This window comes from Stenotrophomonas indicatrix (genome assembly GCA_041545745.1).
GTDB lineage: Bacteria > Pseudomonadota > Gammaproteobacteria > Xanthomonadales > Xanthomonadaceae > Stenotrophomonas > Stenotrophomonas indicatrix_A.
On sequence record CP168152.1, the window covers coordinates 3,189,031 to 3,210,082 of the forward strand.

Genomic DNA, 21,052 nt, shown 5'->3' on the forward strand with positions numbered 1-21,052 from the left:
CATGTTGTTGGTTCGATCCAGCGACAGGGTTCAGGCCGCAGCCGCTGTCCTGACCGCCGCCGAAAGCCGGTCCAGGGTGTCCTGCATCAGCGTCGCGTCATCGGCCTCGACCGTGACCCGCACCACCGGTTCGGTGCCGGAAGGACGCAGGAAGGCACGTCCACGGCCGGATACCGCCTGCTGCGCTTCGGTCAGCGCAGCCTGCACGCTCTCGGCCTGCACGGTGGCCTTGGCCGAGACATCGCCGAGGCGCACGTTGACCGTCTTCTGCGGCACCTTGGACAACGGCTGCAGCGCTTCGCGCAGGCTCTTTCCCTGCTGCTTCAGCGCCACCAGTACCTGCAGGGCACTGACGATGCCGTCGCCGGTGGTGGCGCGGTCCAGGCACAGCAGATGGCCGGACGCTTCGCCACCGAGCACGCCGCCTCCCTCCACCAGTGCCTGATGTACGTAGCGGTCGCCGACGTTGCTGCGCTGGAACGGAATCTGCAGTTCGGCCAGCGCCTTTTCCAGACCAAAGTTGCTCATCAGGGTGCCGACCACCGGGCCGCGCAGGCGACCCTCGGCCTGCCACGCGCGCGCAAGGATGTACACCAGGTCATCGCCGTCGACCGGGTTGCCGCGGTCATCGGCCATCAGCACCCGGTCACCATCACCATCGAAGGCGATGCCCAGGTCGGCGCGGGTCTCACGCACCTTGGCAGCCAGGTTGTCGATGTGGGTCGAACCGACGCCGTCGTTGATGTTGACGCCGTTGGGTTCGGCACCGATGCCGATGACCTCCGCACCCAGTTCGCGGAACAGCAGCGGCGCAATCTGGTAGGTGGCGCCATGCGCGCAGTCGAGCACCAGGCGCACGCCGCGAAGATCGAACGCGCGCGGCACGCTGGACTTGCAGAACTCGATGTAGCGGCCGACAGCCTCGCGTGCACGCGAGGCCTTGCCGAGCTTCTCCGAAACGGCCGTGGTGAACGGCACGTCCAGTGCAGCTTCCAGCGCCAGCTCGGTGGCATCGTCGAGCTTCTCGCCCTGGGCGGAGAAGAACTTGATGCCGTTGTCGTAGTGCGGATTGTGCGACGCACTGATGACGATGCCCGCATCCACGCCGAGGGTACGGGTCAGGAAGGCAACGGCCGGGGTCGGCATCGGGCCGAGCAGCTGCACGTCAGCGCCGGCAGCGACCAACCCGGCTTCCAGCGCCGCTTCGAACATGTAGCCGGAGATCCGCGTGTCCTTGCCGATCACCACGATCGGACGGCGTCCATCCTGGCCACGCTGGGCGACCAGCACGCGGCCCAGGGCGTTGCCCAGGCGCAGCACGAAATCAGCCGAGATCGGCCCTTGGCCGACTCGGCCGCGGATGCCGTCGGTACCGAAGTACTTGCGGCTCCCCATCAAACCTCCTCCGGTGCCGGCGGCTCGCGCCGCAGCATCGCCAGCAGATCGGCCAGGCGGTCGCGCAGTTCACGACGGTCGCAGATCTGGTCGATGGCACCGTGCTCGAGCAGGAACTCCGAACGCTGGAACCCTTCCGGCAGCTTCTCGCGCACGGTCTGTTCGATCACGCGCGGGCCGGCGAAGCCGATCAGTGCGCGCGGTTCAGCGATGTTGATGTCGCCCAGCATCGCGAACGACGCCGATACACCACCGGTGGTCGGGTGGGTCAGCACCGAAATGTACGGCTGTCCGGCTTCACGCAATTTGCCCAGCGCGGCCGAAGTCTTGGCCATCTGCATCAGCGAGAACAGGCCTTCCTGCATGCGCGCGCCACCGCTGGCGGAGAAGCACACGTACGGTGCGCCGATCTCGGCGGCGGTCTCGGCGGCAAGAGCGAAGCGCTCACCGACCACTGAACCCATCGAGCCGCCCATGAAGGCGAAATCGAAGGACGAGGCCACCAGAGGACGGCCCTTGAGCAGGCCGCGCATGGCAATCAGCGCGTCGTACTCACCGGTGTTCTTCTGCGCGATCTTGATGCGCTCGCTGTACTTCTTCTGGTCCTTGAACTTCAGCAGGTCGGTCGGCCCCAGGCGGGCAGCGATCTCGGTGGTGCTGTCGGCGTCGAACAGCGCAGCCAGGCGCGCACGCGCACGGATGGCCATATGGTGGCCGCACTTCGGGCAGACCTCCAGATTCTCTTCCAGCTCCGGACGGTACAACGCACTGCCGCAGTTGCTGCACTTTTCCCACAGGCCCTCGGGGACGCTGCGCTTCTTGCTGGGGGTATTGTCGGTGCGGATGCCAGACGGCATCAACTTGCTGAGCCAACTCATGCGGGAGGACACTTCCGTTCAGGGCGGCCCGGGGGCCGCAAAGGCGGACAGTCTAGCTCCGCTTTCCCTGCCCGTGCACCCCCTGCCCGGCCTTGGCCCCGGCGGAAAAAACCATGCTGGGACGTACGTTTAGGTGCTGGGTAGTGCCGGCCGCTGGCCGGCAGCGCTTGCAAGCGGGCGGGTACGGAGGATGCCGGCCAGCGGCCGGCACTACCGTTACGCGTCGAGCGCCTGCCGCAGCGGAGCCAGGAACGCAGCGGCGCGCTGCGCTGCGTCCTCGACCGAGGCCGCTTCGGCCAGCACCGCCACCAGCGCACTGCCAACCACCACGCCGTCGGCCTGGCGGGCCATGGCCGCCGCACTGGCTGCATCCTTGATGCCGAAGCCGGCCACCACCGGCACGCTGGCCTTGCCCCGCAGCGCTTGCAGACGTGCGCTGGCCGCGTCGCTGTCCAGCCGTTCGGAGGCGCCGGTGACACCGGCAAAACTGACGTAGTACAGATAGCCGCGGGCCAGCGCCAGCAGCTTGTCTGCGCGTGCCTCGCTGGTGGTCGGCGATGCCAGCAGAACCAGCGCCAGGCCTGCAGCGTCGAAGGCCTGCTGGGCTTCACCGGCCTCTTCCGGTGGCAGGTCGACCAGCAGCACGCCGTCCACGCCAGCGGCCACCGCCGCATTGGCGAACGCCACGTAACCGTGGATTTCCACCGGGTTGAGATAGCCCATCAGCACCACGGGCGTCTGCGCATCGCGTTCGCGGAACTGCGCAACCGCCTGCAACACATAGCGGGTACCTGCGCCGCGGGCCAGCGCGCGCTCGGAGCTGCGCTGGATGGTCGGGCCGTCGGCCATCGGGTCGGAGAACGGCACGCCCAGTTCGATCACATCGGCACCAGCCTCGACCAGCGCGTGCATGACCGGCACCGTGGCTTCCAGCGAAGGGTCACCGGCGGTGATGAAGGGGATCAGGGCCTTGCGCTGCTGCTGGCGCAGGCGCAGGAAACAGGCATCGAGTCGGGACACGGACATTTCAGGCACACCCTTCAATCAGTTCAATCGCTTCACTGGTTCCCCAGTACATCTGGGTAACCTTCCCTTCAAACAGTTCCAGGCGGATGCCCAGGTCGGAACCCGGGTCCTGCCAGGTGAGGTATTCCCCCTGGTCGTCCAGATAGGCATGCGGCTCGGAAACCGGCGCGCCGGGGAACTGCGCCAGCGCCTGTGCGCGGGTCATGCCGATGCGCAGGCCGTACGGGCCAGGCTGGGCGACTGGTGTTTCGGCATCCTCATCCTGATCCAGGTCGAAGCGGACGATGCGTCCATCGTCAACCATCATCGAAACGCCCGGCGGCAGCCCCTTGCCCGTGAAGTACTCGCAGGTCTCGATCGCGCCCTGCGACTCCCACGAGCCCAGGTGCTTGACGTCGCTCATGTGCTGGCCAACCAACACGTCGCCGGCGTGGTCCAGCGCCACCGAGGCCACTGCCGGTGCGTCACCGTTGCTCGTGCCTTCCGCGGACGGCGGATCGACGATCGGCGTGCGCGCCATCGGGTCAAGATCATCATTGGCAGCCGGCTGCTGCGCCGGCTGCGTAGTGGCTTTGGCAGCCGGCGCAAGCACCGGCGGTTCAGGCGGCTGGCACGCGGCCAGGCCCAGCACCAGCAGAAGCATCCCGCTGTTCCGCAGCAGCGCGCTCACAGCACCAGGCCTTCGCGCGCAGCGATGGTATGCACGTCCTTGTCGCCGCGACCGGAGAGGTTGCACAGCACGATCTGGTCGCGCGGGCGCCCGCGCGCAAGCTTCATCGCCTGCGCCAGTGCGTGGCTGGACTCCAGCGCCGGCAGGATGCCCTCGGTGTGGGCCAGCAGATGGAAGGCCTGCAGCGCCTCTTCGTCGGTGATGCCGACGTAACGTGCGCGGCCGCTGTCGGCCAGGAACGCGTGCTCGGGGCCGACGCCCGGGTAATCCAGGCCGGCCGATACCGAATGGGTCTCGATGATCTGGCCATCGTCGTCGCACAGCACATAGGTGCGGTTGCCGTGCAGCACGCCCGGACGGCCGGCGGCGATGGAGGCTGCGTGGCGTCCGGTGTGGATGCCATCGCCGGCCGCTTCAGCGCCGACAATCTCGACCTCGCGGTCGTTGAGGAAGGCATGGAACAAGCCGATGGCATTGCTGCCGCCGCCGACGCAGGCGGTGATCGCATCGGGCAGGCGACCGTACTCGGCGAGCATCTGCTCGCGCGCCTCGCGGCCGACGATGGCGTTGAAGTCGCGCACCATGCGCGGGTACGGGTCCGGGCCAGCGACCGTGCCGATGATGTAGAAGGTGTCCTGCACGTTGGTGACCCAGTCGCGCATTGCCTCGTTGAGGGCGTCCTTCAGGGTGGCCGAGCCGGAGGTGACCGGCACCACCGTCGCACCGAGCAGCTTCATGCGGTAGACGTTGATCTTCTGCCGCTCGATGTCGGTGGCCCCCATGTACACCACGCACTCCAGGCCCAGCCGCGCGGCGACCGTGGCACTGGCAACGCCATGCTGGCCGGCGCCGGTCTCGGCGATGATGCGCTTCTTGCCCATCCGCGCGGCCAGCAGCGCCTGGCCGATGGTGTTGTTGATCTTGTGCGCGCCGGTGTGGTTCAGGTCCTCGCGCTTGAGCAGGATCTGCGCGCCACCGACGTGGTCACTCAATCGTTCAGCGTGGTAGATCGGGCTCGGCCGGCCGACGTAATGGGCCAGGTCGCGGTCATAGGCCAGCTGGAACGCCGGGTCCTGACGCGCCTGGTCATAGGCCTGGGCCAGTTCCTGCAACGGGCCGACCAGGGTTTCGGCGACGAAGCTGCCGCCGTAACGACCGAAGTGGCCCTGGGCGTCAGGGAATACGTGGAAATCGGCAATGGGAGAGGCAGACATGGAGACAACCGGTCGTTCAGACAGGTGGATACTCTAGCGCACGGATTGTGTCCGGAAAATGGATATTATCTGGCATATCCCGTCAGGAAATCTCACATGAGCGCGTCATTGCTGCCCCCTTTGAATGCCCTGCGGGCGTTCGAGGCCACCGCACGGCTGGGCGGCGTTGGCCGCGCTGCACAGGCCCTGCATGTGACCCATGGCGCGGTCAGCCGGCAACTGAAGCTGCTGGAAGACCATCTGGGCCTGGCCCTGTTCCAGCGTGCTGGTCGCGGCCTGCGCCTGACTGCGGCAGGCACCCGCCTGCAGGAAGCATGCAGCGAGGCCTTCACCGGCATCGAGGACTGCGTGCGCGCGTTGCGGCGGCCGGCGGCTTCACCAGCGCTGGTGCTGGGATGCAGCGGCAGCGTGCTGGCGCGCTGGATGATTCCGCGGCTGCCGGCACTGCAGGCGGCACTGCCCGGCGTGCGCCTGCAGTGGTCCGCTCTGGATGGCAGTTTCACCGAGACGCAGGCCACGCTGGATGCGGTGCTGCTGCTGGCGCAGGGACCATGGCCGCGCGGCTGGCAGGTGCGCGAGCTGGCACCGGAACGGGTGGGTGTGGTGGTGTCCCCCTCGCACCCGGCGGCGCAGCGGTTGCACCATATGCCGCCGTCGGCCTTGCTGCGGGAGACGCTGTTGCACACCAGTTCGCGCCCGCAAGCGTGGCCAGCCTGGGCGCAGTCGCACGGGCTGGACCCGGCCCAGCTGCAGCTGGGCACCGGCTTCGAACACCTGTACTACCTGCTGGAAGCAGCGGTAGCGGGGCTGGGCCCGGCGATCGCGCCGGAGCCACTGGTGGCAGAGGATCTGGCAGCCGGGCGGCTGGTGGCACCGTGGGGATTTGCCGCGACCGGCGGGTTCTGGGTGCTGGCGCGCCCGGACGGCCCTGTCGATGCGCGCGTGGACGCGCTGGCCGATTGGGCGGTAGCCCAGCTGAAGTGAAGATCGCCGCCACGAAGTGGCCGCCAGGGCAGGCAACCTCGCTTGACGTCGATTACATCCCGTCAGAAAACAGGTCGAGCACGTCAGCACTGACCCAGCCCTGCGCGCAATTGCCAGCGTAGTGTCCCGGCCCTGCCACGTGGCAGGCTTCGCTTCCCATTTCCTTCATGCCGCTGATGGGCCTGTCACCATAGGTCTCACACAACGCGCTGCCTTTGCACTTGCCGACTGTTGCGGCGGGAATGGCGACCACGTAATAAAAGAGCGGATTCTGTCCGGCACGACCGATGCCCTGTACGCAGACCAGCTGCCCTTTCGACAGCCTTGCGGTCGTCGAAACCCTGCTGCCGGTGCTCGGCACTGCGTCCAGGGTGTCCACGCCCTTGTCCTCGGCAACGCCGGCGAAGAAGCCCTGTTCGCTACAGGCCGGGGAAAGCTCGACGTCGTAGAAGTCACCGCTGTCGACGTCACCAGCCGTGCAGCCAGCGCCATTGCTGGCGTCGCTGCATTTCACCCCGCTGGCCTGGATCAACGCGACGAACCCGTTGTCGGCCGATGCTGATGCAGACACGGGTGCGGCCGTCGAAGCAGTGGCGGGCGCCGTTGCAATGGTTGGCGACGAAGTGGCCGGGCTCGACGATTCTCCGGCGGCGCACGCAGCCAGAGCGAGCAGCAAACCTGGAACACCGGCGATGCGGGCCATGTGCGGACGGAGAAGGGGCATATCCATTTGCAACCTCATTGACGGCATGTCGCACCGCAGACGGCGCGCGATGGTGGAACGCGCACGGCTGGCCCCCAGCCGTGGCAGGTTGGGTGCATTGTGTCAGGCCAGATGCCTGGTGGATGTAGGGTGACCGCTACGACGCCGTCGGCGCCGCCAGGCGCTGCTGCAGGTCCTCGCGCAGGCGCGACAGCTCGACTTCGGCCTGCTGACGCTGCTGCATGCCCTCGCGATGGATGCTGCGCACCTCTTCGACCGTGGCGATCAGCTGATCGTGCACGTGGCGCAACGTGGCCACGTCGATCACCCCGCGCTGGTTGCTGCGTGCAGTGTCCACCGAGGCCTGGCGCATCAGGTCGGCATTGCGTCGCATCAGCTCATTGGTCGCATCGTCGATGGCGTTGGCCAGTTCGGCGGCGTTCTTCTGTTCGCCCAGCGACAACTGGATCGCGAACTGACGCTTCCACGAGGGGATGGTGATGTCGCGGACGGTGTTGAATTTCTCGATCAGCTGCAACGCATTGGCCTGGATCAGGCGGATCATCGGCAGCGACTGATCAGCCGCGTGCTGCATCAGCTGCAGGTCGGAGACGCGCTTCTCAATCAGGCGGATCGCATTGTCGATCTCGCTCTGGCGGATGCGCTGCTGCGGGTCTTCGCTGCCCTGCCCCAGCAACTGCTCGGACTGCAGCTGGGCCAGGCGCTGCTTGCCGGCGGCGGCATACAGGCCCAGGGCGTGACGCTCCTCGCGGACGATGTCATGCATGCGGTCGAAATCGCTCACCCGCTTGCCCATCAGCGCCTGTTGCGCGCCCACGTCGCCGAGCAGCTGTTCGATCTGCGAATTGGTATCGCTGAACTTCTGCACCAGTTCGCCCTTGGAAGAACGCAGGCGATCGATCAGGCCACCGATCAACGGCACCTTCGAGCGCTGGGGAAAACCATCCAGCTTGAGCTCACGCGCGATGCGCACCACTTCGCCGAGTTTCTCGCCATTGGCGTCGAGGTCACGGTTGCGCACCTGGTCCAGCAGCTGGCTGGAGAACGCCGTTGTCCGTGCGGCGGCCTCACGGCCGAACACCTGCAGGTTGCCTGGACGCAGGTCTTCCAGCTCGCGACCGATTTCGGCGATGCGCGGCAGGTCGTCGCGGACCAGGCCGAGGGCCTTCAACGTGCTGTCATCAAGTTCGGGAACGGGGGCCGTGGCGGGCACGAGCGTGCCGGAGTTCTGGCTGTCCTGGGTCATCGGGCAGTGTCCTTGCAGTGGATAAGCGGCAGCGGCGGCCGGCTCAGCGCAGTCTAGCCTGAGCAGCGGCCACTTCGTCGTCGATCTGGGCCTGCAGCGTGGTCGCGTGCGCGGCCTGTGCAGCCTGGGCCTGTGCCTGGCCAGCCAGCGCGGCCTGGCGCCAGGCCGGCAGCAGGACATCGTGGATGCGGATGAAGCGCTGCAGCAGGGCTTCGTCCTGCTCCTGCAGCAGCTGCCACTGCCCGCTTTCGATGCGCCGCAGCGTGGCCAACCGCTGCAGGTGGCCCACACGCGGGGCCAGCGCGGTCTGCGCAGCGCCTTTCAGGCTCGCCAACTGCGCGGCGCCGAACGTGGCCCAGGCCTCCAACGCGGCGGCAGCCGCGTCGTTGTCGATGATGGTCTGGGCACGCTGCTGCACACGCTGCGCGAGACCCTGCGCCTGCTCGCGCGCCTGCAGCACCAGTACGCCCAGCTGCGCCTGCAGCTCCTGCGCCTGCGCTTGGCGCGCAACGTCGCGGCCGAGCAGGCGCCCCCACCAGCTCTCCTGCCGCCGCAGGCGCGCCGGATCGCTGGCCTGCAGGGCCAAGGCGATCCGCGCCAGCGCAGCCACCAGTCCTTCGCCGCCCGCGTCGGCCTGCAACGGCGTCGGCTCGGCCAGTAGCTGCAGCAAGGGGCTGCCATACGCAGCCAGCGCGGCTACGTCGGCATACGCCGGAAGCGCGGGTTCGGGCAGGGAGCGCACACAGGTCACGGCAGCGGCGGCGGCCGTGGGCCGTCATCAGCCAGCGTTTCCGACGGCAATGATTCGCCGTAGAAGTGGCGCATCAGCGCTTCGTCCAGCGCACGTTCTTCCGGAGTCGCTGCACGACGCACGCGCGGGCGACGACGCGTGTCCGTCGTGGTCACATCGGTAGTTACCTGCTGCCGTGCCCACCCGGCGAACGCCGCCAACGTCTGCGACAGCTGCACCTGCTGTTCCTGCGAGGCGACCAGCAGCTGCAGCAGCGGTGCCAGGCCGGCCTGCAGGTCTTCGGCCAACGGCGTGGCTGCGGCCTGCGGTACGGCGGCAGCCGGCGCGCTGGCCGGACGTGCATCGGCCAAGCGCTGCAGCGCTGCCAGCAGGGCTGGCCATGGCGCCGGCTCGGGTGCGGCGGCTACCTCCACCGGCGGTGGCGGCAGCTGCAACGCACTGGCGATGTCGGCCAGCTGCGCGACCACGCGCCCACCGACATCACTGTCACCGGCGCCCATCGCCTTGTTGCGCAGGAAATCGCGCTTGATCTGCGCCCAGCGTTGCGCGCGTTCTTCATCGAGCACGCCACGCAGCTCGGACAGCTTCAGCAGATTCTCTTCGGCACCGGTGGTCAGCAGCTGCGCTTCGCCCAGGTAGTGGTCAGAGATCAGCTGCTGCAGCTCGTCGTCATTCATCACCGGCGAAATCTTCTCCGCCAGCTTGTTCATGTTGCGGTAGCTGCCCTGCAGGCGGAAGGGCGGCTCGGTGCGATAGCGGTCATCCTGGGCAGCGCTGGCAATGTACTGCTGGTTGACCTTGTAGACCACATCACGGACCTGCAGCATGCGCTGCAAGGTGGCGGTGATCTCGTTGATCTCTGCGCTGCTGTAGGCGTGGCTCAGGCCGTTGCTGGACACATCCTTGCCCATCGCGCGGTCGACCAGCAGGTACAGGTCGGCCATCTCGCGCGTGGCCAGCGGCGCCAATACCGGGTTGGAGGTCAGGCTGTTCTCGATGTAGCTGAGAGTGAAGGCTGCTTCCATGCCACCGAGCACATCGCCCAGGTTGTAGATGTCGGCACGGTTGGCCAGCATGTCCGGAATCTTGAACACTTCGCCGGACTCGGTGTACGGGTTGCCGGCCATGACCACGCAGAATTTCTTGCCACGCATGTCGTAGGTGCGCGTACGGCCGCGCCATACGCCTTCGATGCGGCGCGTGCCATCGCACAGCGAGATGAACTTCTGCAGGAACTCGGGGTGCGTGTGCTGGATGTCATCGACATACAGCATGGTGTTGTTGCCCATCTCCAACGCCAGGTTGAGCTTTTCCAGCTCTTGCCGCGAGGTGGCGTCCGGTGCCTGCTGGGGATCCAGCGACCGCACTTCGTGGCCCAGTGCGGGGCCGTTGATCTTCATGAAGACCAGGCCGAGGCGATGTGCCACGTACTCCATCAACGTGGTTTTACCGTAGCCCGGCGGCGAGATCATCATCAGCAGGCCCATCAGGTCGCTGCGCTTGTTCTCGCCAACAGTGCCCATCTGCTTGGCCAGGTTGTCGCCGATCACGCCGAGATACACGTCGTTGATCAGCTTGTTGCGTACGAAGGACGACAACGGCCGCGCCTTGAACTCCGACAGCCGCAGGGTTTCGCGTTCGCGGCCGATGATGCCCTGGCGCACCGCCTGATAGGCGTGGAATGCCGGCACGAAGGACTGCAGGTGGTGCTGCAGGCGTGCCAGGAAATCATCCAGCGACACGGTCAGGCTGCCGTTGTGGATGCGGGCATGCTCGCCCAGCAGGCCACTGACCTCCGCCTGCAGCGGTGCATCGCTGGCACGCGTGCGCAGCTGTCGCTGCACCAGCAGCAGTGCCGCCGCTTCTTCGACATAGCCGGCATGTGCCGACTGTGCCGGCAGCCCGGCGAGCGCCCGCAGCCATTGCCCGGCCAACGCCCAGCGCATAGCCAGCGGATCCTGCGAGCGCTGCAGCGCACGTTCAAGCGCTTCACGCTGGCCCGCCTGCTCCAGTTGCTGCGACAGCGCGTCCAGCAGTGCCTGCGCGTGGCGGCTGCTGCTGAACACCGGCTCGCCGGCGACCAGTTCTTCGCCCAGATACGCCGCTGCAGCATCGGCGGCGGCGGCGTCGAACGGCAATGCATGGGTCTGTGCGTAGTCATGCAGCGCCTTCGCCATTTCCGCCCGCAGCGCCTGACGCCCCTCATCGGAACCGAACAGGCGCGCGATGGCCTCCGCGCCGGCCTGCCGGCCAGGCCACTGCGCCACGGCTTCATCGCGTTGCCGCGCGGCCCAGAACAACAGCGCCAACGCGCGCACGTGGGGCGAATGCCGCAGCGGACCGGCCGCCTGCTGCAACGGCAACAGCGCGCGCAGGATCAGGGCGGCGTCATGGTCATGGATACCGCGCTCGTAACCCTCGCGGTAACGCGGCGCGGCAAAGGCACGGACCCGCTGGTCCAGCGCTTCGGGTTCGGCTGCATCGTGCTGCAGCTGGGCCAGGTCCAGGCCATCGCGGCCCTCCTCCGCCGCCAGCAACAGGCACCCGGCCAGGTATTCGCCGCGGTAGATCGCTGCCGACTCCGAATCCAGGGTCACCTGCCAGAACGGCTTCAGCGCATCCAGCTCGGGATCGTGCAGGGTCTCCAGGAAGTCGGTGCCGGTGAGATGGATGGCAAGGGTTTCGCCACGCGGCAGCAGGGTCAGGTCCAGCGCCTGGGTGTTCACGCTGAATCGATGGCGCGGACCAAGGCGGACTACGTTGCCACCCGCCTCGTACAGGTCGCTGCGGTCACGCAGCTGGCGCACAGCCTGGTCGCGGACGCCCTTCAGGCGCGCCTCGACATCGTCAGCCTTGACATTGTCGCGCAGCGCACGCAGGCGCTCGGCCAGTTCACGCAGCTTGAGGATCAGCGGATCGCCGGCGAAGAACGCGTTGAGTTCGTCGGCCGTGCCGAACCGCTCGGTACGCTTGCCGAGACCATCCAGGATGCGGTTGGCGGCATCGAGCACCGAGCGCGCCTTGCGCTGGCGATCATCCAGCAGGGCCTGCTTGTGCGTATCGAAGGCTTCGACCAGCTCTTCGCGTTTGCTCAGGATGTCGCCGAGGAACTGCTCATGCTCGCCGAACTGGCTCTCCAGTTCTTCCAGCTGCACCAGCAAGCGCGACAACTGTTCGTCGGCACGCTCAGGGTCGCTCGCCATTGCCAGCGCGCTGGTGATCGATTGCGAGAACAGGGCGAACTGGGCGGCGAACTGGGCCACGGCTTCGGCCGAGCCCAGCGACCTGCGGCGCTGTTCGGCGCGCGCGCGCGCCTGGTTCAGGCGCCCGTACAGCAGCGAGATGGATTCGACCACGCGGGTGCGCGCGGTCGCATCGTCGACCTTCAGCCCGGCCATCAGCTCGGACAGCATGTCCAGATCGCCGGCCATGCCGCGCAGGCCGTCCAGCTGCTCATCCAGCTGGCGTGCACTGGCGGCCTGCTGTGCGGCTTCGTCCAGCGCCTGCATGCGGGCGGTCAAGGGGGCCAGTGCTGCATCGCCGGCAAGGAAGGCTCCGGTGGCGGCGCCGACACGGTCGTGCGCCTGCACCAGCTCGGCGGCCATCGCCTCGATGCGCGCAGTATCGATGTAGCGCAGTTCGCGGATGGTCAGCAGTCGACCGCGCAGTGCGGTGATCGCGTTGAGCGCTTCGACGAAGGCCTGCACCTCGTTCCAGTTTTCCGGCTGCAGCCGGCCCAGCAGCGCCTTGTGCGTGGTCTCGGCCTCGACCATTGCCTGGGCCGACTGCTGGCGGATCGACTGCACCTTTTCGTATTCGTCCAGCACCGATTCGCCGGTGGCGCTGATCTGCCGCAGCAGGGCTTCAGCCCCATCGCAGGCCTCGTCACCCAGCCAATGATGCGCATCGAAAAGCCGCCGGGTGTCGGCTACCAGGCGCTGGTAGCGCTGCACCGATACATCCTGGCCGTCGATCCCGCGCGCCAGGTTGAACAGGTTGGAGATGCCACGCACCAGCTCGGCGTTGCCGATGCGGCCCATGAAGGTATTACCGGGCGGACGGCTGGCGGCGAACTCATCGCTGCTGAAAGGCGTCTGCCAGACCTGCATCGGATGGATGCGGGTCGGCTCGCTGCCTTCGGCATGGAACAGCACCATGCGTCCGTCCTGCATGAAGGCGTAGCCGTGGCCGAACACCGGATTCTGCAGCACGCGCTGGATGGTGTTGTAGACGAACAGCGCCGAGCGCCCGCCTTCGCGCTCGTAGAAGATGTACAGCACGTCCTCGCCGTTGGGCGAACGGATGCTGCGCTTGAACTGCATGCCATCCATCGAGGCGTCGAACGCCTTGTGCTCGCCCCCCTGCAGGTAATAGCCGCCGGGGAAGATGATGCCGTGGTCTTCGGGCAGCTGCACACAGGCCTGGACGATGGCATCGTTGCGCACGATGTCACCGGTGAGCGTGTTGTAGATCAGTCCGCGCCATTCGGTTTCGCGGTAGGGCAACACTTTCAGCAGCACCAGCGAGCCGACCCGGGCGAACTCGAACTGCGCATCGTCAAGTGACTGCGTGCTGTCTTCCACCGGTTCGCTGTAGATGCCCTGCCCGGTTTCGGTGTTGTTCTCCACCTTGATGGTCAGGTCGCCACCGGTGGTCTCCACGAACAGGGTGTCGAGGATGTTCAGATGCGAATGGCGGCCGTTGACGGCGAGGTCGCGGGTGGCGCGGGTCCATTCGAAATCGAAGGGCGGCGGCAGGGCGATGTCGCGCTCGCCACGGGCGTCGAGGTAGGTCAATTCACCATCGCGTGCCAGCGCCCAGCGGAATACGCGCACGTCGCTGCTGCGCTCGCCGATCTGGAACGAGGCCAGCAATTTGTCGCCTACCACAATCAGCTGCAGCAGGCGCGCATGCTTGTAGTAGGCGTACAGCTCGTTGAAGTCGTGCACGAAGCCGGGCTGATCGAGGAAACTGCCCTTCAGCTCGAGGGCGGCGACGTCGTAGCCCTCAGCGCCCTGCACCAGCCGGTACAGGCCGAACACATCTTCGATGCGGGTCTGGGTCTTCAGCCCGATGAACACGTTGTAGCCGAACAGCAGGCGGTCCGGACCGACCTGGACGATGTCGCGGCCGACGCAGTTGTTCTCGCTGCGGATACGGAAGCGACCGATCACCTCCAGGCGGCTGTCGCCGAACTCGACCAGGCGCTGGCGGTTCAGCTGCTCGGCAACGGCCTGCAGGCGCTGGCCCTGTTCGCCAAGACGGCGCCGCAGGACTTCATAGGCGCCGCCCTGGGCCACGGCCTGGTCGACGGTATCGCCGGCAGCCTCTGGCACGGCGGTCTCGGTGGACGGTTTGATTTCGGACATCAGCAGGTTTCCGGCTCACGAACGGCCGGCCGTCGATGCGGCCGGCACGGGTGGGCGATGGCGGTGGCCATCGCCGGGTGGATCAGCGCGCGCTGTCGACCACAGCGGTCGACTCGACGGGCACGGTCTCCACGTCCTCGGCGATCTGCCGCGGCGCGTTGTCGGCCACGTTGACGCCCAGGTAGCGCTGCATCAGGTCCTGCACGATCGGGCTCTTGCCGGCGAAGCCTTCGATCGACTTGCCCAGCGAAACCGCCTTGATCAGGTTTTCGAACATGCCACCGTCGCCACCAATCAGGTCGATGTCTGCATTGCGCAGGGCGCTGGCGATGACGCCGGCGTTCTCGCGCGAGACTTCCTTGCCGGCTTCGATCGAAGCCAGCGCCTGCTTGAGGCTGTTGTCCAGCATCATGCGGAACTCTTCGTGGCCACGTGCCTGGTCGCTCAGCGAGGCGATGGCCTCGAACTTGCGGACCAGGCCTTCGGCTTCGGCCAGCAGCTTCTTCTGCACCACGCCGGCTTCGGCATTGCCCAGCGATTCGGTGGCGGTGGCGCGGGCCAGGCCCATCTTTTCCTCGCCCTGTGCCTGTGCCTGCAGCGTCTCGGCCAGCACGCGTGCCTCGTTGCTGCCCTGCTTCAGGTTCGCTTCGGCCTTGGCTTCGATCACGCGCGCCTCGGCGATGCCGACCTTCTCGATGGCCAACGCCGATGCTTCGCGCACCTGCGCTTCGGCCAGCCCGGGTGCCGCCTGTTCGGCGCGGAACGCGTCGGCCAGCAGGCGCTTGGCCTCGGCCTGCTTGCCGGCCGCTTCGTGCTCGGCCTGCGCCAGCGTGGTCAGCTCCACTGCGCGATGCTTGGAGGCGGTCTCGCGGGCCTGTGCTTCCTTCACTTCGCGCACCAGCGATTCCTGCGCCTTGGCTTCAGCTTCCAGGATCAGCACCTGCTTCTGGCGGTCGGCCTCGGAGACTTCGCGCACTTCCTTGATGCGCTCTTCTTCCTGCGCCACGGTCTTGTCGATGGAGATGCGTTCGCGGGTGATGTTGGCCACGTCCATCTTGCCCTGCTCGACCACCTTGTCACGCTCCACGCCCTGCAGCTGTACTTCGCGATCGGTGGTGACCTGCTCCAGCTGGCGTGCACGTTCGACGCGCTCGGCTTCGATGGCCACGGCGCGCTGGCGGTTCTGCTCGGCCACTTCGACTTCGCGCATGCGGTTCTGCTCGCGGATGTCGATCACCTGCTGCGCTTCGATGCGGGCGTTCTCGGACAGCTGGCGCTGTTCTTCCTGCACCTTGGCGGTCTCGGCTTCCTCGCGCGCACGGATGGTCTCGATCTCGCGCTTCTGCCGTGCCTCGGCCTCGGCCTGCTGGCGTTCAAGCGCCAGCAACGCTTCGCGCGCTTCCACGTTCTTCTTGGTGATGGCCAGCTTCTCGTTCTGCTCCAGCTCGTTGGTCACCACGTTCTGCGCAGCGGTCAGCTCGGTGATCTTGCGGATGCCCTGTGCGTCGAGGATGTTGAACTGGTCCAGCAGCGACTTCGGAGTCTGCTCCAGGTAGTCGATGGCCACGTCTTCCAGCACATACCCATTGAGGTCGTTGCCGATCACCGCGATGATCTCGTCGCGGAATTCCTGGCGCTTCTCGAACAGCTCGGTGAAGTCGAACTTCTTGCCGACCGTCTTCAGTGCTTCGGAGAACTTGGCGTTGAACAGCTCATCGACCGCGTGTTTGTCCGAGGCGCGATCTGCGCCGATGGCCTTGGCCACGCGCAGCACGTCGGCCTGGGTCTCGTTGACCCGCAGGTAGAACGCCACGGCGATGTCGGCCCGCATGTTGTCGCGGCAGATCAGGCCTTCCTTGCCGCGGCGGTCGATCTGCAGGGTGATCAGGCTGATCCGCATCAGCTCGGCGCGGTACAGCACGGGAATGATCAGCGCGCCGGTGAAATGCACCTTGGGGGTCGCACTCATGTCGTTGACGATCAACGCCACGCCCTGGTCGACCTTGCGGTAGAACGCCTTGAACAGGCCGGCCACGCCGAGCAGGAGGGCCACGATGGTGCCCACGATGGCCAGGAAAGGTAGTGCGGATTCCAACGTCATTGATGATTCTCCTTGTTGCCCGGAAGCAGGTTGTCCTGGAAGTCGAGGGCGACCGCGTCGGCGCGGACCACCCGATAATGGTGTTGTGCAGCCACATGCTCGACCAGCACGATGCGCTCGCCGCGCTGCAGTTCGATGTCGCTGCGGATCTGCAGTACCAGGCCGGCACCGCCGTCGTCGACGGTGGCATGGCCACTGCGTGCGTCGACCTTCGGCGAGGCGACCACGCCAACGCGGCCCAGCAGCGAGGCCTGCGGCACCGGGCGCAGGCGCAGCAGGAAGCGGCGGATGGGGCGCAGCAGCAGCGCGGTGACCGGCACGGCCGGCAGTGGTGCGAGCACCGCCACGACGGTGCCCAATGACCAGCGCAGCAGGTCGGGCAACGGCAGCAGCAGGTACAGATGGATGAAGTAGGTGAGGGTCCAGGCGAACAGGCTCAGCAGCGTCACCACCACCATGAGCGGCACGCCGCCCAGGCCCCAGCGCGCCAGCAGGGCGGACAGACCACTGAGATGGGCGTCGCCTTCGAGGGCACCGTCGGCACCAACCTCGCCGAAACCGTCATCGACCAGGCCGAAGGCGGCAATTCCCCAATACAGGACCGCCACCGCCAGCGCCACGCTGTACGGGAGGGTCGGATAACCGAGTACGACGGTTAGGAATTCCTGCATCGCTTGCCTTCCTGGGCGGGGGCGCCAGGCGCCCGTTCGGAGCACGCCACCAGCGGCTCCGTCGATCCTCGTGCCGGCCCTCATGGCCAGCACGCTTGGGATCATCCTATGTGAAGAGGGTGTGCAGGCTCAAATGTGAAGACCGGACACCTCGGAAGTGACCGTGTCTCAATCCAGCACGGCGCAGTCGGAGCGCCGGACTTCTTCCACGAACGTGCGCATCTTGTAGCCGTCCTTGATGCCCGGCTCCAGTTCGATGCCACTGGACACATCCACGCCCCACGGCAGGGTCGCCAGCACAGCGTCATGCACGTTCTCCGGCGTCAGGCCTCCGGCCAGCAGGAACGGCCGGTGCAGGCCGGTGGGGATACGCGACCAGTCGAAGGCCACGCCGGTACCGCCGCCGCCGCCCGGCGCATGGCTGTCGAACAGGAAGCCGGCGGCGCTGGGGTAGCGCAGCTGCAGGGTGCGCGCATTGATCTCCTCGCGCCCGCCCATGGCGATCGCCTTCAGGTAAGGCATGTTGAAGCTGCGGCAGAAGCTCTCGTCTTCCTCGCCATGGAACTGCAGCAGGGTCGGCCGCACGGTGCGCAGCACCTCGCGCACTTCTTCCCGGCTGTTGTTGCGGAACAGCGCCACCACGTCGACCATCGGTGCGATCGCCTGGCGCATCGCGCGCGCTTCGGCCGGCGCGACCCGGCGGCTGCTCTCGCGGGCGAAGATGAAGCCCACCGCATCCACGCCCAGCTCGCCGGCCAGGCGCACGTCGCCGGCACGGGTCATGCCACAGAACTTGATGCGGGTACGGTAGTAGGAGCGGCTCATAGCGTTACCTCGGCGGGCAGATGCCAGTTGTCGGGGTACAGCGGCCCCAGGAACACCAGTCCCTGCGGAGGAGCAGTGGGACCGGCCACGGTGCGGTCGCGCCCGGCCAGCAGTTCGGCGATCCACTCCACCGGTTTCTCTCCACTGCCAACCAGAATCAACGAGCCGACGATATTGCGGACCATGTGATGAAGGAATGCATTGCCACGCACCGCCACCTCGATGACGTCGTCGTGGCGGCTGACCTGCAGCGACTGCAGCTCTCGCCGGGCATGCAGGGCCTGGCACTGGACCGAGCGGAAGGCGCTGAAATCGTTCTCGCCCAGCAGGGCCTGCCCGGCCAGGTGCATGCGCTCGGCATCGAGCGGGCGCCGCTCCCAGCTGAGGGTCTGCCGACCCAGCGCCGGACGTACTTCGCGGTTGAGCAGGCGGTAGCGATAGCGTCGTGCCCGCGCGGAGAAGCGGGCATGGAAGTCATCGGCCACCGGCACGCACCAGCGCACCGCGATCGAACGCGGCAAGCGGGTGGTGGTGCCGAGCATCCAGGCGCGCGGATCACGCACCACGTCGGTATCGAAGTGCACGACCTGGCATTGGCCGTGCACGCCGGCATCGGTGCGGCCGGCGCAGACCACCTGCAAGGGGGTGTCGGCCACCGATGACAGGGCCTGTTCCAGGCTGGCCTGGACACTGGGGCCGCCCTCGCCCAGGTTCTGCCAGCCCCTGAAATCGCTGCCGTCGTACTCGACGCCGAGCGCGTAACGCATGTGCTACCTCGATGTTGCGGGTGGGGCGGCGCTCAGGCCGGGTCGCGCTCGGACCAGACCGCCAGTTCGTTGCCACCGGGCTCGACGAACTGGAAACGGCTGCCGCCGGGGAAAGAGAACACGGTGCGCACGATCTGGCCACCGGCGGCGCGCACGGCCGCTTCCATCGGCGCCAGCTGGTCGGCATACAGCACCAGTAGTGGCGCGCCTTCGCTGGCACGCTGTGGTTGGCCGCGGAAGAAGCCTCCCTGCAGGCGGCCATCATCGAAGGCGGTGTAGTCGCTGCCGTAATCGACAAATGTCCAGCCGAACACCTCCTCGAAGAAGGCGCGGCTCGCAGCCGGGCTGCTCGAGGCGAATTCAACGTAGTCGAGACGGCGTTCGCGGGTCATCGCAGGTCCTTGTCGAAGGGGTGTCAGGGCAGACGGGCCAGCAGTTCGCGTGCCTGCGCCTGGCAATGCAGATCGCCACCTTCGGCAACCTCGCGCAGCAGGGTGCGCGCGGTCTGCGCGTCGCCCAGGTCCAGATAGGCGATGGCCAGTTCCAGCCGTTCCTGGCCGACACGCGGGGTCCAGTCATGACCATTGCCAGCCGGAGGCCCGACGGCGTCCTCGGTGGCAGCATGGTCGTCGTGCGGACCGACTGGTGCAGCCGTGTCATGCTCATGCGATTCGGCAGGCAGATCGAACACACCGCGGAACTGCGGCTCCTGTTCGGCCTGCAGCGCGTAGTCGGGCACGGCCACCTCGGCGGCCTCGGTCGGCGCGACCGGGGCAGCGGCAGCAGCATCGTCCCAGCGCGGCAGGTCGTTCACCGCAGCAGGCAGTTCGGCCAGCTCACCTTCATCAAGCTCACCCGCCCGCCACTCGGCCGGCGAGGCATCCTCACGGATTTCCGCATCCGGCGCATCAGGGCCGGCGGTGCTGGCCCAGGCCGGCATCGCCGGTTCCTGACGTCCGCCTTCGGCCGCGAACCCCACCCCGGCGTCCTGCTCGGCCAGGGCATCCAGCGCGGCACCTGCCGGCAGCGCTGCCGCCAGACCGGCGGCATCGTGTTCCTCACGCAGCGGCGGCAGCGGCGAAGGCTTGCGACGACGCAGCAACCAGGCGCCCAAGGCAACCAGCACGAGCAGCGGCAGGCCCAGCCAGTACCACGGCGTACCGGCACCCGGCGCACCGGGCGCCTGTGCCAAGCGCTGCTGCGCGGCGGCCAGGTCGTTGTCCTTCATCGCGATCAGTGACTGCTGCTGCTCCTTGAGCTTCTCCAGCTCCGCCACGCGCTGCTTCAGATCGCCGATCTCGGCATCGCGGGTGGCGATGTCCTCCTTGGCCTGGCGCAGTTGTTCGTTGCCCAGCATGTCACCCTCGCTGCCGGCACTGGTGCCGGTGGTTGTGCCCGCGTGCGCGGCGTCGGATGCCAGCGCCGGAGCGATTTCAAGTCGTGCCCCTGTGGCCGCAGCCGGGGAAGAAACGGCGCCATCGGCCTTGACCACCGGCATCGGGGCGCCGGCTGGCTGCGGCACGGTGCGTGCCTGCCGCCACTGCGCGGCGTGTTCGCGAACCAGCGCGGCGGCCTCGGCCGCATCCACTGCGGCCAGTGCGGTATCGCCCGGCATGCGCAGCACCGCGCCCTGCTTGAGCAGGTTGACGTTGCCTCGGATGAAGGCTTCGGGGTTGGCACGCAACAGCGCGATCATCGCCCGGTCGCGACTGATCTGATTGCCACGCGCCAGCGAGCCGGCGATCTGCGAAAGCGTCTGCCCGCGCTGCACGGTCACGCTGCCGTCTGCTGCCAGCGCTGGTGCTGCTGGCGCAGGTGCCGCAGCGCGCGGACGCGGTGCAGCAGGTGCGGCTGCCGACGTGGCTGGTGCCGGCTCGGCTGCGGTTGCAGCGGCGGCAGGCGCATCGCGGACGATGGTGTCCGACAGCACGCCGGCCGGCGCGACGATCTCCGGTTCGGCCACGGCCAGTGCACTGGCCGGTGCATCGACCAGAGCCGAGTATTCACGCACCAGACGCCCCTGACCCCAATCGGCCTCGACCAGGAAGCTCAGCGATGGTGTTTCCACAGGCGTCTGCGAGGTCACCCGCACTACCGCCCTGCCCTGTGCGTTGCGGGTCAACTCGAACTGCAGTTCGCTGACCAGGCCTACCGGACGCTGCAGGCCAACGCGCTCGAAGGTGACCGGCGAGGCGAGCGCGACGCGCAGGTTCTCAAGTTCGGATGGATCGGCGGAGATCACCGGGATCTCGGCCAGCAACGGCTGTCCCGGCTTGGACAGGACCCGGATGTCGCCCAGCCCCAACGCCATGGCTGAACTGCTGACCAGGGCCAGCAGCGCGGCGGAGAGACAGGTGAGCGGACGCCGTGCGCCCTTGGCTCGTTTATTCATGGGCGACACTATAAAGCGTGCGGACCAAGGTCCGCACCC

General features: G+C 67.3%; 16 protein-coding genes. 1 reads left to right on the top strand and 15 read right to left on the bottom strand.

All coding sequences use genetic code 11. The annotated features are described in order from the left end of the window. Positions 1-30: 30 nt before the first annotated feature. From glmM to trpB, 5 genes are all read right to left on the bottom strand, one after another. Entirely contained in the window at positions 31-1,395 is a 1,365-nt protein-coding gene (gene glmM, locus ACEF39_RS14735; protein ID WP_099819049.1) for a phosphoglucosamine mutase, read from the bottom strand. Further along, positions 1,395-2,273 (bottom strand): acetyl-CoA carboxylase, carboxyltransferase subunit beta, encoded by an 879-nt coding sequence (gene accD / locus ACEF39_RS14740; RefSeq protein WP_500285580.1) that lies wholly within the window; start codon positions 2,271-2,273, stop codon positions 1,395-1,397. Before accD ends, glmM begins: the two co-directional genes overlap by 1 nt. Before the next feature lie 216 nt (positions 2,274-2,489). Continuing rightward, a complete protein-coding gene (gene trpA / locus ACEF39_RS14745) occupies positions 2,490-3,293 on the bottom strand; it encodes a tryptophan synthase subunit alpha (RefSeq protein WP_500288031.1) in 804 nt (267 codons plus the stop codon). Between the two features lie 7 nt (positions 3,294-3,300). Next, positions 3,301-3,969, bottom strand: coding sequence for a hypothetical protein (locus ACEF39_RS14750; protein WP_108264919.1), 669 nt, complete (start codon positions 3,967-3,969; stop codon positions 3,301-3,303). Beyond that, entirely contained in the window at positions 3,966-5,183 is a 1,218-nt protein-coding gene (trpB, locus tag ACEF39_RS14755; RefSeq protein WP_500285581.1) for a tryptophan synthase subunit beta, read from the bottom strand. The genes ACEF39_RS14750 and trpB overlap by 4 nt, the downstream gene beginning before the upstream one ends. A 96-nt stretch (positions 5,184-5,279) precedes the next feature. On the opposite strand from trpB, the gene ACEF39_RS14760 reads away from it, so the two are divergent. Continuing rightward, the gene (locus tag ACEF39_RS14760) at positions 5,280-6,167 is read left to right on the top strand and encodes a LysR family transcriptional regulator (protein WP_500285582.1); all 888 of its coding nucleotides are present in this window, start codon (positions 5,280-5,282) and stop codon (positions 6,165-6,167) included. A gap of 52 nt (positions 6,168-6,219) precedes the next feature. Here ACEF39_RS14760 and ACEF39_RS14765 read toward each other — a convergent pair whose 3' ends face one another. The 10 genes from ACEF39_RS14765 to ACEF39_RS14810 form a co-directional block, all read right to left on the bottom strand. Then, positions 6,220-6,897 carry a hypothetical protein gene (locus tag ACEF39_RS14765; protein ID WP_500285583.1) on the bottom strand — a complete coding sequence of 226 codons (678 nt, stop codon included), beginning with the start codon at positions 6,895-6,897 and terminating at the stop codon, positions 6,220-6,222. A 130-nt stretch (positions 6,898-7,027) separates the two neighbouring features. Further along, positions 7,028-8,137 (bottom strand): toxic anion resistance protein, encoded by a 1,110-nt coding sequence (locus ACEF39_RS14770; RefSeq protein ID WP_500285584.1) that lies wholly within the window; start codon positions 8,135-8,137, stop codon positions 7,028-7,030. Positions 8,138-8,180: 43 nt separating this feature from the next. Continuing rightward, positions 8,181-8,879 carry a hypothetical protein gene (locus tag ACEF39_RS14775; protein WP_500285585.1) on the bottom strand — a complete coding sequence of 233 codons (699 nt, stop codon included), beginning with the start codon at positions 8,877-8,879 and terminating at the stop codon, positions 8,181-8,183. Positions 8,880-8,884: 5 nt separating this feature from the next. Further along, on the bottom strand, positions 8,885-14,257 hold the full coding sequence (locus ACEF39_RS14780; protein ID WP_500285586.1) for a DNA repair ATPase: 5,373 nt from the start codon (positions 14,255-14,257) through the stop codon (positions 8,885-8,887). Positions 14,258-14,339: 82 nt separating this feature from the next. Then, the gene (locus ACEF39_RS14785; RefSeq protein WP_500285587.1) at positions 14,340-16,358 is read right to left on the bottom strand and encodes a flotillin family protein; all 2,019 of its coding nucleotides are present in this window, start codon (positions 16,356-16,358) and stop codon (positions 14,340-14,342) included. Beyond that, on the bottom strand, positions 16,355-17,029 hold the full coding sequence (locus tag ACEF39_RS14790; protein WP_500285588.1) for a hypothetical protein: 675 nt from the start codon (positions 17,027-17,029) through the stop codon (positions 16,355-16,357). The genes ACEF39_RS14785 and ACEF39_RS14790 overlap by 4 nt, the downstream gene beginning before the upstream one ends. A gap of 168 nt (positions 17,030-17,197) precedes the next feature. Next, positions 17,198-17,854: a phosphoribosylanthranilate isomerase gene (locus tag ACEF39_RS14795; protein ID WP_025876155.1), complete on the bottom strand. Its 657-nt coding sequence runs from the start codon at positions 17,852-17,854 to the stop codon at positions 17,198-17,200. Then, positions 17,851-18,621 (bottom strand): tRNA pseudouridine(38-40) synthase TruA, encoded by a 771-nt coding sequence (truA, locus tag ACEF39_RS14800; protein WP_033831657.1) that lies wholly within the window; start codon positions 18,619-18,621, stop codon positions 17,851-17,853. Before truA ends, ACEF39_RS14795 begins: the two co-directional genes overlap by 4 nt. A 32-nt stretch (positions 18,622-18,653) precedes the next feature. Beyond that, the gene (locus ACEF39_RS14805) at positions 18,654-19,013 is read right to left on the bottom strand and encodes a VOC family protein (RefSeq protein ID WP_500285589.1); all 360 of its coding nucleotides are present in this window, start codon (positions 19,011-19,013) and stop codon (positions 18,654-18,656) included. A 23-nt stretch (positions 19,014-19,036) separates the two neighbouring features. After that, positions 19,037-21,013, bottom strand: coding sequence for a FimV/HubP family polar landmark protein (locus ACEF39_RS14810; RefSeq protein WP_500285590.1), 1,977 nt, complete (start codon positions 21,011-21,013; stop codon positions 19,037-19,039). Positions 21,014-21,052: the final 39 nt, after the last annotated feature.